Below are 14,323 nucleotides of genomic sequence, written 5' to 3'. Positions count from 1 at the left end.
AGGGGCCACCGGCGATCGATCTCACACCAGCCACTCGGGGTCGCGCCGAAGCGCCGTGAGCCGAGCGTTCCTTTCCTGCGAGACCGTGACATCCGCCTCCACCCACGTCCCGGAGACCGGACCGATGACTGTCACCGCGTCGTCGGCGACAAGCCTGATCGTCCCGGTGCCGTCATCGATGGTGAACGCGAGTGCGGCAATCGGACCGCCGACGTTGATCGTCCGTCCCTGCACCGTGCCGGACACCGTTCCGTGGGTCGAGGCGTCGAGCAGGTCCGCGATCGTCGTCGTTGCTCCCCGCGGCAACAGCGACTTCGTCGACGTGCCCATGGATCGCAGCCATGGCTCCGGCGTGCCGGTCTCGTACTTCACGATGGAGGTTCCAGCCGGTGGGTCGGGGTACCGGAAAGCATGAGGACTGCGCCCCAGCCGGTAATCGCCGTCATAGCGCAAGGCGCCGAGCAGCAGTTCCCTTCTCCGATCGAACGATTCACTGGCATCCGTTGCCATGTCGTTGAACGTTGCGATCATCGCCTCCAACGACTCGTGCATCAGGTTCAGCCAGACATCGTGGGTGTGGCCGGCCCACACCGAAGGGTCCGCGCTGCAACCGGGGACGCCGAGGGAGACGAAGTGAAAATCGGGGCCATCCGTGAACGGAAGCCACGCCGGCGGATGCTCCAGTGAGCTGATGTTGAAATCCCGGCTTCCCGAAACTTCCGCGGCCGACAACATCCGCTTCCCTCCCAACACGCGGTGCTCGAGCCCGTCGTGCCAGCGGTACAGGGTTTCCAGGTCGGCGCTGAGATCAAGAGGCGCCACCGCCAGACGAAATTCATCGATTCCCAGCTCATCCAGGCCCGGCCGCGGCGCGGGAAGCTCAGGGAAGAGCTCCTCCAGCACGATATCGAAGCGTTTCAGTTCCCTCAGCAGTGACATGAGCATCACTCTGACTCAAACCCGGCGCACCGGCAAGGACTCAGGCTGCAGCGAACCTCTTGGCGGAACGCGCCTTCGCCTTCTCGGCCTCGACCTCGCGGTTCTTCGGCGGCGCGGAGCTCACCAGGTCCTCGAGGAGATGCCGCGAAACGTGGGCGATCTCCTCCACCGCGCGGTTGAACACCGCCTCATTGGCCTTCGACGGCTTGGTGGAGCCGCTGATCTTACGGACGAACTGCAAGGCCGCCGCGTGCACCTCATCGTCGGTTGCTGCGGGCTCGAAATTGTGAAGCGTATGGATGTTCCTGCACATGCCAACGAGGGTAACGCTCAGGCGCCTCCCTGTGAACCCTCGCCGGCTTCGCGCGCGACCTGGTCCAGGCGGGCCCGGTAGGCCACCCACCAATCGCGATCTCCCGGCGGGAGGTTGTCGTTGTCCTTGCGCAGGCCGGCGGCACCGTCGATCAGCTCCCGCACGATATCGGCATGGCCAGCATGGCGGTGGGTTTCCGCGATCAGGTGCACCAGGATCTGCTGAAGCGTGACCGTGCTGCGATCGTCCGGCCACCACGCGACACGGCCGGGGGCATCCAGCGCGAGTTCCTCGATCGTCGCATCGGAATGCGCTGCCACCCGGTGGTACAGGTCGACGATCGACTCGGGCGTCTCGTCCGCGGTCGCCCACATGTCGGCATTCGCCTCGGCATCCTCGTCCATCCAGGGCAGTGACTCCGGGAACGGCCGACCGAATGTGGAGCCGAAGTAGCCGGCCTCAACGCCGGCAAGGTGCTTCACCAGCCCGAGCAGGTTGGTGCCGGTCGGCACCAGCGGACGACGGAGGTCATAGTGCGACAGCCCATCGAGCTTCCACAGCATGGCCTCCCGGCCCGACCTGAGGTAACGGTGGAGGATTGCCTTTTCGCTGGTGTCTGCCATCCCGCCAGCCTTTCAGACACCCGCGACATTCGACAGAAGCGGCACGCGGCGGCCCGCAGTAGCGTCGTGGCATGGCTCCTACCCCCCTTCGAAACCGGATGCTGCTGCCAGCCACCGGTGGTCTCGTGGCGTTGGCCATCGCCGTCGGCTTCGGAGCCGTCAACAGCGGGGCCTACCGGGGCGAGCCACTGCCCCTGGATTCCGCCTGGATGGACACCGTCGGTCCCGGTCAGCCAGCCTGGGTACCTCCATCCGTGGTGCTTCATGAGGTCGGTGCGGGGCTCCCCGCCTTCGTGCTGGCGTCCATCATTGCCGGCACGCTGCTGCTGTGGGGGCGCGCCTGGGGTGCCGGGTACTTCCTCACAGCCGCGATCGCGAGCACTGCGCTGGTGGAACTGCTGAAGAACACCATCGGGCGACCGCGACCGGCGGATGCGATCATCGAGGTCGGATTCGGAAGCTACCCTTCAGGACACAGCGCCCGGGCGGCCATGCTGGCCGTGACCCTCGGCATCCTGATCCCGCGACTCTGGGTATGGATGCTCGGCTTCGCCTACATGCTCGCGATGATGTTCAGTCGCACGCAACTCGGGGCGCATTGGCTCAGCGACACGATCGGGGGTGCGCTCACCGGGGCGGCGGTTGCTTTGCTGTGCTTCGCGATGCTTTCCAGACAGCTGCAACGCGAAGGTGAGCGGGCGCATCCGCCTCCGTGGGGACGAGCAGGGTGAAACCAGATCGGTACGCGGTTTCGATACGGTCGCTTCGCGACCTACTCAACCCACAGGTTCGGGGTCAGCCCTTCGCCCATACTGGCGCCGCTCCCTTGCGGGCGTCGCCGACGTGGTGCACCCGCAGGTCGTTGGTTGAGCCGGAGATACCGGGAGGGGAACCAGAGATCACCACGACCTTGTCGCCGATCTCGGCAAGCCCATCACGCAGCAGCACGTCTTCCACCTGTTCGTACATGGCGTCGGTGTGCTTCACCCGGTCCACCAGGTAGCCCTGTACCCCCCAGCTCAGAGACATGCGCCGCAGCGTACCCATCTGCGGGGTGAACCCGAGGATCGGGATGCCGTTGCGTAGCCGGGTCATCCGGCGCACGGAGTCGCCTGACTCGCTGAACACGCAGAGGAACTTTGCGCCGACGAACTCCGCGACCTCGGCAGCGGCTGCCGTGACGGCGCCGCCCTGCGTCCGGGGGGTCGTGCCGAGTGGTGGGATACGCTCCATGCCGTGCACTTCGGTCGACTCGATAATGCGCGCCATGGTCTGCACCGTGACCACCGGGTACTTGCCGACGCTGGTCTCACCACTGAGCATGACGGCATCCGCCCCATCCAGCACAGCGTTGGCGACGTCAGAGGTCTCGGCGCGAGTCGGAATCGGGTTGTCGATCATCGACTCCAGCATCTGGGTTGCGACGATGACCGGTTTGGCCATTCGGCGGCTCAGCTCGACAGCGTGCTTCTGCACGATCGGCACCGCCTCAAGCGGAAGCTCGACGCCGAGGTCGCCGCGGGCGACCATGATGCCGTCGAACGCGTCGATGATGGCTTCGAGGTTGTCGACGGCCTGCGGCTTCTCGATCTTGGCGATGACCGGAACCTTGACGTTCTCTTCGGCCATGATCTCGTGCACGCGGTCGATGTCTGCGGCGTTGCGCACGAAGGACAAGGCGATCAGGTCAGCCCCGAGTTTCAGGGCCCAGCGGAGGTCGTCCTCGTCCTTGTCCGACAGCGCGGGGACGTTCACGGCGACACCCGGCAGGTTGATCCCCTTGTTGTTGGAGACGGCGCCGGCCACCACGACCTTCGTGGTGACGACGATGCCGTCGGTCGAGACGACTTCCAGCTTGACCCGGCCGTCATCGATCAGCAGCGGGTCGCCCGGCTTCACGTCGGTCGGCAAGCCGGAATAGGTAGTGCTGCTGAGCTCCTTGGTCCCCAGGATGTCTTCAGTGGTGATCTTGAAAACGTCGCCGACAGCCAGGTGGTGCGGTCCGTCGGCGAACTTGCCGAGGCGGATCTTCGGGCCCTGCAGGTCGACCAGGATAGCGACGGCCTTCCCCAGGTCATCGCTCGCCTTCCGCACATTGCGAAAAACCTCCTCGTGCACGGCGTAGGTGCCATGGCTGAGGTTCATGCGGGCCACGTTCACTCCGGCGTCGATGATCGCTCGGATGTTCTCGTAGCTTGATGTTGCCGGGCCCAGCGTGGCAACGATTTTGGCGCGTCTCATAGATATCTTTCTTTTCTTCAGGTCACAGACCAGATTAGAGGGCGATTGCCCTGTCTGTTGGCTTCACGGGTGCCGGCAGCTCTGTCTCGCCCTGCAGGAAACGGTCGACGGATGCCGCAACCGACCGCCCTTCCGCGATCGCCCAGACGATGAGCGACTGCCCACGGCCGGCATCACCGGCGACGAACACGCCGGATTCACTGGTCTGATAGTCGTCGTCGCGCTCGACATTGCCCGCGTCGAGCGGCACCCGCAACTGCGTGCGCAGGGAATCGGACTCCGTTCCGCTGAAGCCGAGCGCGAGCAGCACCAGGTCTGCCGGGATTTCCCGCTCGGTTCCGGCTTTCGGCACCCGACGCCCGTCGAGGTACTCAGTTTCGGCGACCCGGATCCCCCGTACCTCCCCGACCTCGTTGGGGAGGAACTCCACGGTGGAGGCCAGGTAGACCCGCTCGCCGCCCTCCTCATGTGCGCTCGACACCTCGAACAGGGTCGGCGACATGGGCCAGGGCTGATGTTCGGCTCGCTCCGCCGGCGGCCTGGTCCCGATGGCGAGGTTTGTCACCGATAGCGCCTGCTGGCGGTGTGCCGTCCCGATGCAGTCCGCCCCGGTGTCGCCGCCGCCCAGCACGACGACGTGCTTGCCCGCCGCGGTGATCTGGTTGTCGACGCGGTCTCCTGCACCGACCCGGTTCTGCTGCACCAGGTACTCCATGGCGAAGTGGACGCCTGGCAGGTCGCGCCCGGGGATGGGGAGGTCGCGCGGCACCAAAGCGCCGGTGGCCACGATCACGGCGTCATAGCGCGATCGGAGATCAGCCCAGGTCACGTCGACGCCGACGTTCACCCCGGCCCGGAACCGGGTTCCTTCGGCCTGCATCTGCCGCAGGCGCATTTCGAGGTGTTTCTTCTCGAGCTTGAAGTCCGGAATGCCGTAACGGAGCAAGCCGCCGATACGGTCGTCGCGTTCGAACACCGCAACCGTGTGGCCGGCCCTGGTCAGCTGCTGCGCGGCAGCCAGCCCGGCGGGTCCGGAGCCCACCACGGCCACGGTCTTGCCGGTGAGGCGACCTGGCGGATGCGGTTCCACCCACTCGTTGGCGAACGCCTGGTCGATGATCGACACCTCCACCTGCTTGATGGTCACCGGCGGCTGGTTGATCCCGAGCACGCAGGAAGATTCGCAGGGTGCCGGGCAGAGGCGCCCGGTGAGCTCCGGGAAGTTGTTGGTGGCGTGCAGCCTTTCGATCGCCTGTCGTCCCTCCCCCCGGCGCATGAGGTCGTTCCACTCCGGGATGAGGTTGCCGAGCGGGCAGCCCTGGTGGCAGAACGGGATACCGCAATCCATGCAGCGCCCGGCCTGGCGGCGCAGTGTTGCGGCATCGCCTTGCTCGTACACCTCCTTCCAGTCCATCAGGCGAATGGATACCGGCCGCCTGGGGGGAAGCTCACGCTCGCGCGTCTTCAGGAATCCGCGTGGATCAGCCACCGGTCACCTCCATGATTCGTCCCCAGACAACGTCCCCGTCGGGGTCGAGCCCTTCTTCGATCGCCGCCTGCCTGGTCGCCACAACGGCAGCGAAGTCGCGGGGCAGCACCTTGACGAACCTGGCCAATGCTGTTTCCCCGGCTGCGAGCATCCGCTCGGCAAGTGTCGACCCCGTTTCCGCCAGGTGCCGCGTCAGGAGGTCCGTGACGATGGCCAGGTCCGCGCTGCCGAGAGGGAGGAGGGCGAGCTCTCCACTGCTGAGGGCTTCGCGGTTGACGCTCTCCCGGTGGAGGTCGTACACGTACGCTGTGCCGCCGGACATGCCGGCACCCAAGTTGCGGCCGGTCGTGCCGAGGATCACGGCCAGTCCGCCGGTCATGTACTCCAGCGCGTGGTCTCCGACGCCTTCGACCACGGCAGTGGCGCCGGAATTGCGCACCAGGAACCGCTCGCCGACCAGTCCACGGAGGAACATGCTGCCCTGGGTCGCGCCGTACCCGATGACGTTTCCAGCGATGACGTTGCGCTCGGCCGGGAACACGCTTCGATCGTCAGGGCGAACGATGATCTGGCCACCGGAGAGGCCCTTGCCGACGTAGTCGTTGCTCTCCCCTTCGAGCCGGATGGTGATTCCTGGCGGCAGGAAGGCCCCCAGCGACTGCCCGGCGGAACCGGTGAGCTTCACCTCGATGGTGCCGGTGGGAAGCCCGTGCTCGCCGTGGCGGAGCGTGACTTCATGGCCGAGCATCGTTCCCACTGCGCGGTCCGTGTTGCGCACCGGCAGCGAGATCGCTACCGGGTTGCCGGTGAGCAGGGCGTCGGATGCCCGCTGAATCAGCTCCATGTCGAAGTGGTTTTCCAGGTCGTGGTCCTGGGGGACGCGATTCGCCCTCGGTGCATCGTCCGGGAACGACGGCCCTTCGAGGATCGGGCTCAGGTCGAGTCCGCCGGCCTTCCAGTGCTCGATCGCCTGGTCTACCTCGAGTACTTCTTTGTGCCCGATCGCATCCTCGATGGACCGGAAGCCCAGTTCGGAGAGATATTCGCGCACCTCCTGGGCGAGGAATTCGAAGAAGTTGACGACGAACTCCGGCTTACCGGAGAAACGCGCCCGCAGTTCGGGGTTCTGGGTGGCAACGCCAACGGGGCAGGTGTCCAGGTGGCACACCCGCATCATGATGCATCCGGAGACGATCAGCGGTGCGGTGGCAAACCCGAACTCCTCCGCGCCGAGGAGTGCGGCAACGATCACATCGCGACCGGTTTTGAGCTGGCCGTCCACCTGCACGACGACGCGGTCCCGCATGCCGTTGAGCATGAGGGTCTGCTGGGTCTCCGCGAGCCCCAGTTCCCAGGGGGTTCCGGCGTGCTTCAGCGAGTTCACCGGGCTGGCGCCGGTTCCCCCATCGTGTCCGGACACCAGCACGACGTCCGCCAGCGCCTTCGCCACGCCGGCAGCCACCGCGCCGATGCCGCTCTGGCTGACCAGCTTGACGTGCACGCGGGCGGTCGGGTTGGCCCGCTTCAGGTCGAAGATCAGCTGCTTCAGGTCTTCGATCGAGTAGATGTCGTGATGCGGAGGCGGGGAGATGAGCCCCACGCCCGCGGTGCCGTGCCTGGTCCTGGCGATCCACGGGTAGACCTTGGCCGCGGGCAGCTGGCCGCCCTCTCCCGGCTTGGCTCCCTGCGCCATCTTGATCTGGAGGTCAGTGGCATGGGTGAGGTACAGGCTGGTGACGCCGAAACGGCCGGAGGCCACCTGCTTGATGGCGCTACGCCTGGCCGGGTCGAGAAGGCGATCGACGTCTTCTCCGCCCTCACCCGTGTTGCTGCGGGCGCCGAGCTGGTTCATGGCGATGGCGAGGGTTTCATGCGCTTCCTCGCTGATGGAGCCGTAGCTCATCGCTCCAGTGCTGAAACGCTTCACGATTGATGCGACCGATTCCACCTCATCGATGGGGACCGGCTTGCGGATGTTTGTTCTCAGCTTGAACAGACCGCGCAGGGTCATCAGGTTCCCGGCCTGGTCGTCCACGAGCTTGGTGTAGTCCCGGAAAATGTCGTAGCGCCGGCTCCTGGTGGCGTGTTGCAGCCGGAAGACGGTGTCTGGGTTGAACAGGTGTGGTGGCCCGTCCCGGCGCCATTGGTATTCTCCGCCGACAGCCAGCCGCTCGTGCGGGCGCTGACCGTCATGCGGGTAGGCGCCCTCGTGCCTGGCCAGGTTCTCGGCGGCGATCACATCGAGCCCGACGCCATCGAGTCGGCTGATGGTTCCAGTGAAGTAGCGGTCCACGAACGAGCGAGACAGCCCGACGGCTTCGAACGCCTGGGCGCTCGAGTACGATCCGACGACGGAGATGCCCATCTTCGACATGATCTTGAGCACGCCCTTCCCGAGCGCCTTGATCAGGTTGTGCACTGCCTCTTCCGGCGTGACCCCGGTGATCATTCCCCGGCGCACCAGGTCTTCCGCCGTTTCCATGGCCAGGTATGGGTTGATCGCGGCAGCGCCGAAGCCGATCAGCAGGGCGACATGGTGCACTTCGCGCACGTCGCCGGCCTCGACGATGATGCCGACCTTGAGGCGGTTCTCGTTTCGGATCAGGTGGTGGTGCACGGCTGCGAGCATGAGCAGCGAGGGAATCGGGGCGAGGTCCCTGGTGGAGTCGCGGTCGGACAGCACGATGTAGCGTGCGCCACCCCGAATCGCGTCGTCTACTTCCGCGCACATGGCATCCAGCCTGGACTCCATCGCCTGTGGCCCGTCATCCACCCGGTAGAGGCCCTTCACCGTGGTGGTGGTGCGGTTGCCGGGCGACGCGTCGATGTGCTGGATCTTTGCCAACTCGTCGTTGTCGATGACCGGGAAATCGAGCACGATCTGGTACGCGTGGGCGGGGGTTGCCGCGAGGAGATTGCGTTCCGGTCCGAGGTTCTGTGTCATCGACGTCACGACCTCTTCCCGGATCGAGTCGAGCGGCGGGTTGGTGACCTGCGCGAATTGCTGGGTGAAGTAGTCGAACAGCAGCCGCGGCCGGTCGGCGAGAACAGCGATGGGAGTGTCCGACCCCATGGCGCCCAGGGGCTCCACCCCGTGCTGGGCCATCGGCGCCACCAGGATGCGCACTTCCTCCTCGGTATAGCCGAAGGTGCGTTGGCGCCTGGTGACGGAAGCCGGCGTGTGCACGATATGTTCGCGTTCCGGGAGGTCCTTGAGATTGATCCGCCCGTTCTGGAGCCACTCGCCCCATGGTTCGGACGCCGCAAGCTCCGCCTTGACCTCGTCGTCTTCGACCAGCCGCCCGGCCTCCGTGTCGACCAGGAACATCCGCCCCGGACGCAGGCGACCTTTTCGAACGATTCGACTCGGCTCGATGTCGAGCACACCGGTCTCGCTGGCCAGCACAACCAGTCCATCGTCGGTGATGAGGTACCGGCCCGGGCGCAAGCCGTTGCGGTCCAGGGTTGCCCCGACCAGCGTGCCATCGGTGAACACGAGAGCGGCTGGGCCATCCCACGGCTCCATCAGCATGGAGTGGTACTCGTAGAAATCGCGTCTGGCCTGGTTGATGTCCGCCCGGTTCTCGTACGCCTCGGGGATCATCATCATCACGGCGTGCGGCAGCGATCGTCCGGTCAGGCTGAGGAGTTCGACGACCTCATCGAACGACGCCGAATCGCTGGCACCGGGCGTGAGGATCGGCAGGATCGGGTCGAGGTCACCGAGGAGTTCGGACTCGAGCTGCGATTGGCGCGCCCGCATCCAGTTGCGGTTTCCCTGAACGGTGTTGATCTCGCCGTTGTGGGCGATCATCCTGAACGGCTGGGCGAGCGGCCACGACGGGAAGGTGTTCGTCGAATAGCGCGAGTGCACCAGTGCCAGCTTGGAGGCGAACCGCTCGTCGCTGAGGTCCGGGTAGAACGGCTCCAGCTGCAGAGTCGTCACCATGCCCTTGTAGACCAGGGTACGGCAGCTCAGCGAAGGGAAGTAGACGGTGAGTTCGCGCTCGGCGCGCTTGCGAAGACGGAACGCCTGCCGGTCGAGGGCGATCCCGGACAACCCGGCGCCCGCCGCATCCGTGCGGATGCTGCTCAGGAAGAGCTGTTCGAACGCGGGCATGGCCGATCGGGCCAGGGTTCCCAGTTCAGCGGGGCGAACCGGGACGGTCCGCCAGCCCAGGACAGCCAGGCCCTCCCCGTCGGCGAGGCGGGCAATCGTGTCCTTGATGCCGGCCCGTTCGGCCTCGTCTTCCGGCAGGTAGGCGATGCCGACGGCGTAGCTGCCCTGCGCCGGGAGGACGAAGTCCACCACGGCCCTCAGGAAGGCATCCGGAATCTGGGTGATGATGCCCGCGCCATCTCCGGTGCCGGCATCGGAGCCGATGGCTCCACGATGTTCGAGGTTGCGGAGCGCCTGGAGGGCTGTGGCGATGATGTCATGACCGGCTGTGCCGCGAAGCGTCGCGACCATGGCTAACCCGCACGCGTCGTGTTCGAGTGCGGGGTCGTACAGTCCGGTGGCGCTGGGAGTTGCGCTGAAGCGCTGGAGGGCGAGCGATCGTACGGCGGGCGCTGAGCTCTGCCTGGGGCGTACGGGGATTTCGGAATCGGTGAACATGCAGAACCGTCCTCGCGTCAGAAGAACCTTGCGTGTGGGACGTCGGCGGCCCAAAGAGCAGTCACACGGCAGGGCGAGGGTTCGGCCCGACATCAATCCTTGAGGCTAAGACCTGGACTGAGGCTAAGACTTGGCGCTGGACCCGCTTGTGGCGGACGGTGCTGCGCCGTTGGCTACAGGGGAAGCGAGTTCGGAATGCCTGGCGTCGTCATCGTCGTCATCTTCGCTGTCTGTATAGGTGTCGTCAGAGTGTACAACAGCATCCGGCTCCCATTCGCGTCCCGGAACATAGACACTCGGTTCCAGTCCAGGATGGCGGCGTGCCTGCACCACGAGGATGACCACGCCGATCAGGATCGCAGCAAGCGCCGCCCACACGTTCGTGCGGACGCCGAGGAAGATCTCACTCGGGTCGATGCGGATCGACTCCCACACGGTGCGTCCCACGCCGTACCAGATGAGGTAGACGGCGAAGAGACGACCCCACTGCAAGCGATACGCGCCCGGGATCAGGGTCGGAACGGAGTAGCCGGCAATGTCCCTGCGGCCGAGGCGGTACTTGCGCTCGAGGTAGAGCAGCACCAGCACACCGAGCACATTCCAGATGACCTCGTACAGGAACGTCGGGTGGAAGAGTGTGCCTTCCGGCAGCCCGGCAGGGAACGCCGGGTTGGTCGATTCGATCTCCAGGCCCCAGGGCAGGTCGGTCGGAAGGCCGAACAATTCGTGGTTGAACCAGTTTCCGAAGCGTCCGAAGGCCTGTGCCAGCAGGATGGCCGGCGCGAGCGCATCCGCGAAGCTCCAAAACCGCACCCCGGTGACCCGGCAGCCGATGTAGGCGCCGACGGCGCCGCCGAGGAGCGCACCGAAGATCGCGATGCCGCCCTCCCAGATGTACAACGTTCGCATCAGGTCGGCGCCGGGGAAGAAGTAGTCGTCCGGGTGCGTGACCACGTGGAAGATCCGTGCGCCGATGATTCCCAGCGGCACGGCGAAGAGGCAGATGTCCAGGATGACCCACGGCTCACCGCCGCGGCGGACCAGGCGGCGATTGGTCATGAAGGCAGCGACGAAGATGCCGATCAGGATGCAGACGGCGTAGGCGCGGATCTCCAGGTTGAAGGTGGCCCACTCCAGGCCGAGGTCGCGCAGCCACTGGCCGACGTTGAAGGACTGCCAGTCGTAGCTCGGGCTGGGAATGCTCAGGGGCAACAAGGAACTGGTCGCCTTTCGTTGTCTGTCGATCGGGTGGCTCTGGCCGACTATGCCTCGGCCGGCTCACTGAGAACTGCGTGAACAGCCTAGTTGGTTGCGTATGACAGGTGATTACCGGGTACCGGCCGAAAGCTCGGCGGCCACCCGGGCCAACGCCGGAACTCCTCCATCGGACAACGCCTTCACCAGGACGGAACCCACGATGGCGCCATCCGCGTATTCGAGCACCTCGCGAACCTGGTCGGCGGTGGAGATGCCGATTCCGACACAGGTACTGGTTGACCCGGCTTCGCGCAATCGTGCAACCAGGGAGCGTGCCGCGCTGTCGACATCCGACCGGGCACCGGTGATGCCCATGGTCGAAACGGCGTAGACGAAACCACGGGTGGCGTGCACTGTGCTCTTCAGGCGTTCGTCCGTTGAGGTGGGTGCGGCGAGGAAGACCCGGTCGAGTCCGGTGCGGTCGCTGGTCGCAATCCAGTCGGCGGCGGAGTCCGGGGTGATGTCCGGGGTGATGAGTCCTGCCCCGCCCGCGGCGACCAACGCGTCGGCGAACCGATCGACGCCGAACTGCAGGACCGGGTTCCAGTAGGTCATCACCAGCACTGGCACATCCACGCGGGCACGGATCGCCTCGACCGCGGTGAAGACGTCGCGCAGCCGGAAGCCGTTGCTGAGCGCGGACTGGGTCGCCTGCTGGATGACGAGGCCGTCCATGACGGGGTCGGAGTATGGCACACCGAGTTCGAGAACGTCGGCGCCGTTCTCGGCCAAGGCGACGGCGGCATCAATGCTCGTCTTCAGGTCGGGGAAACCGACGGGCAAGTAGCCGACGAGGCTCCCATTGCCTTCGGTCTTCCTCGCGCGGATTCTCTCCTCAACGGAATGCACGGTCGTGGTCATTCCTGTCGTGCTCCTTCGTCCATCAGCCCGAACCAGCGTCCGGCGGTTGCGACGTCCTTGTCGCCGCGTCCACTGAGGTTCACCAGGATCACTGCGTCTTTCCCGAGTTCCTTGCCGAGCCGGATGGCTCCGGCCAGGGCGTGCGCGGACTCGATGGCGGGGATGATTCCCTCGGTGCGGCTGAGCAACTGCAAGGCATCCATTGCTTCAGTATCAGTGGCCGGCAGGTAGCTCGCACGGCCGATGTCGGCGAGCCAGGCGTGCTCCGGTCCGACGCCGGGATAGTCGAGGCCGGCGGAAATCGAGTGCGATTCGATGGTCTGGCCGTCGTCGTCCTGCAGTAGGTAGCTGCGTGCGCCGTGCAGAACGCCGGGGCGTCCTCGTTCGATGGAGGCGGCGTGCCTGTCGGTGTCGACGCCGTCTCCGGCTGCCTCAATCCCGTACAGCGCGACATCCGCGTCGTCGAGGAAGGCGTGGAAGATGCCGATGGCGTTCGATCCGCCGCCGACACAGGCCATGACGGCGTCGGGCAGCCGGCCGGTGAGGTCGAGCACCTGCTGCCTGGCCTCTTCGCCGATGATTTTCTGGAAGTCACGCACCATGGTGGGGAACGGATGCGGACCGGCCGCAGTTCCGAAGATGTAATTGGTGGTCTCCACCGAGGTGACCCATTCGCGGTACGCCTCGTTGATGGCGTCTTTCAGCGTGCGGGACCCGGTCGTCACCGGGACGACATTGGCGCCGAGCAACCGCATTCTGGCCACGTTGAGGGCCTGTCGCTCGGTATCGACCTCGCCCATGTAGACCGTGCAATCAAGCCCGAACAACGCGGCCGCGGTCGCAGTGGCCACGCCGTGCTGTCCTGCACCGGTCTCGGCGATCACGCGCGTCTTGCCGAGCCGCTTGGTCAGCAATGCCTGACCGAGGACGTTGTTGATCTTGTGCGATCCGGTGTGGTTGAGGTCTTCGCGCTTGAGGATGATGCGCGCTCCCCCAGCATGCTCGGCGAATCGGGCGACCTCGGTGATGATGGACGGGCGGCTGGTGTAACTTCGGTGCAGCTCAGCCAGTTCCGCCTGGAACTCCGGGTCGTCCTTGGCCACGTCGTAGGCTGCCGCCAGTTCGTCGATTGCCTTGATCAGCGATTCGGGCATGAAACGTCCACCGTACTCGCCGAAGAATGGTCCTGTCTGGTCTCGTAGTGCCATCAGACGGCCCGGAATTCTTCGAGAGCCTTCACCGGATCCCCGCCGATGACGAGGGCCTCACCGACCAACACGACATCGGCGCCGGCCTGCCGGTAATGCGCCACGTCAGCCACGGACTTCACTGCAGATTCTGCGACGCGGATGACGCCGGAGGGAATCCGGTCGGCCAGCCTCCCGAAGAGGTCCTGGTCCATTTCGAAGGTATTCAGGTCGCGTGCGTTCACACCGACCAGCCCGGCTCCGACCTCCAGCGCCCGGCTCACCTCTTCGGCGTCGTGCGCCTCCACCAGCGCGGTCATCCCGAGCTGGGTGACCAACGCGTACAGTTCCTGCAGGGTCGGCTGGTCGAGCGCGGCCACAATGAGCAGCACGATGTCTGCACCCGCCGCACGTGCTTCGAACACCTGGTACGGCTCGGCGATGAAGTCCTTGCGCAGGACGGGCAGGCTCACCGCATCCTTCACCGCTTCAAGGTCGGCGAGTGACCCGCCGAACCGCCGCCGCTCGGTGAGTACGCTGATCGCGCTCGCGCCGCCGAGCTCGTAGGAGACGGCCAATGCTGCCGGATCCGGGATCTGCGAGAGCAGACCACGGGAGGGACTGGCGCGCTTGACCTCGGCGATGATCTTCACCCGTTCGGCCGGCGCAAGCGCCTGCATGGCGTCGATGGCCGGCGCTCGGCTCAGCGCCGCCGACTCCACCTCAGCGAGGCTGCGGCGCAATCTCCGGCTGGCGGCGTCCTCCCGCGCACCACCGACGAGGTCGGCGAGCAGG

The 14,323-nt window shown here is 65.8% G+C and carries 11 protein-coding genes; 1 reads left to right on the top strand and 10 read right to left on the bottom strand.

The window, feature by feature from the left end; all coding sequences use genetic code 11:
* Positions 1 to 21: 21 nt before the first annotated feature.
* The 3 genes from ACX3PH_RS14390 to ACX3PH_RS14380 are packed head-to-tail and all read right to left on the bottom strand — an operon-like array spanning position 22 to position 1,875.
* Positions 22 to 939, bottom strand: a complete 918-nt coding sequence (locus ACX3PH_RS14390) for an SMI1/KNR4 family protein (protein ID WP_459093376.1) — start codon at positions 937 to 939, stop codon at positions 22 to 24.
* A 40-nt stretch (positions 940 to 979) separates the two neighbouring features.
* Positions 980 to 1,252: a DUF2277 domain-containing protein gene (locus ACX3PH_RS14385; RefSeq protein WP_459093375.1), complete on the bottom strand. Its 273-nt coding sequence runs from the start codon at positions 1,250 to 1,252 to the stop codon at positions 980 to 982.
* A gap of 17 nt (positions 1,253 to 1,269) precedes the next feature.
* Positions 1,270 to 1,875 (bottom strand): DinB family protein, encoded by a 606-nt coding sequence (locus ACX3PH_RS14380; protein WP_459093374.1) that lies wholly within the window; start codon positions 1,873 to 1,875, stop codon positions 1,270 to 1,272.
* 71 nt (positions 1,876 to 1,946) lie between these two features.
* Between ACX3PH_RS14380 and ACX3PH_RS14375 the strand changes: the two genes are divergently transcribed.
* Positions 1,947 to 2,606, top strand: coding sequence for a phosphatase PAP2 family protein (locus tag ACX3PH_RS14375; protein WP_459093373.1), 660 nt, complete (start codon positions 1,947 to 1,949; stop codon positions 2,604 to 2,606).
* A gap of 64 nt (positions 2,607 to 2,670) precedes the next feature.
* Here ACX3PH_RS14375 and pyk read toward each other — a convergent pair whose 3' ends face one another.
* The 7 genes from pyk to trpC all read right to left on the bottom strand — a co-directional run bounded on the left by pyk (position 2,671) and on the right by trpC (position 14,322).
* Positions 2,671 to 4,116 carry a pyruvate kinase gene (gene pyk / locus ACX3PH_RS14370; protein WP_459093372.1) on the bottom strand — a complete coding sequence of 482 codons (1,446 nt, stop codon included), beginning with the start codon at positions 4,114 to 4,116 and terminating at the stop codon, positions 2,671 to 2,673.
* A 34-nt stretch (positions 4,117 to 4,150) separates the two neighbouring features.
* Entirely contained in the window at positions 4,151 to 5,605 is a 1,455-nt protein-coding gene (locus ACX3PH_RS14365) for a glutamate synthase subunit beta (RefSeq protein ID WP_459093371.1), read from the bottom strand.
* Positions 5,598 to 10,223, bottom strand: coding sequence for a glutamate synthase large subunit (gltB, locus tag ACX3PH_RS14360; protein ID WP_459093370.1), 4,626 nt, complete (start codon positions 10,221 to 10,223; stop codon positions 5,598 to 5,600). Before gltB ends, ACX3PH_RS14365 begins: the two co-directional genes overlap by 8 nt.
* A gap of 123 nt (positions 10,224 to 10,346) precedes the next feature.
* Entirely contained in the window at positions 10,347 to 11,429 is a 1,083-nt protein-coding gene (gene lgt / locus ACX3PH_RS14355) for a prolipoprotein diacylglyceryl transferase (RefSeq protein ID WP_459093486.1), read from the bottom strand.
* A 120-nt stretch (positions 11,430 to 11,549) separates the two neighbouring features.
* Positions 11,550 to 12,341 carry a tryptophan synthase subunit alpha gene (gene trpA / locus ACX3PH_RS14350; protein WP_459093369.1) on the bottom strand — a complete coding sequence of 264 codons (792 nt, stop codon included), beginning with the start codon at positions 12,339 to 12,341 and terminating at the stop codon, positions 11,550 to 11,552.
* The gene (gene trpB, locus ACX3PH_RS14345; protein ID WP_459093368.1) at positions 12,338 to 13,549 is read right to left on the bottom strand and encodes a tryptophan synthase subunit beta; all 1,212 of its coding nucleotides are present in this window, start codon (positions 13,547 to 13,549) and stop codon (positions 12,338 to 12,340) included. The genes trpA and trpB overlap by 4 nt, the downstream gene beginning before the upstream one ends.
* Positions 13,549 to 14,322 (bottom strand): indole-3-glycerol phosphate synthase TrpC, encoded by a 774-nt coding sequence (trpC, locus tag ACX3PH_RS14340; protein ID WP_459093485.1) that lies wholly within the window; start codon positions 14,320 to 14,322, stop codon positions 13,549 to 13,551. Before trpC ends, trpB begins: the two co-directional genes overlap by 1 nt.
* Position 14,323 lies beyond the last annotated feature (1 nt).

It is taken from the genome of Homoserinimonas sp. A520 (assembly GCF_054489245.1).
This window is presented reverse-complemented; position numbering and strand designations above follow the sequence as displayed.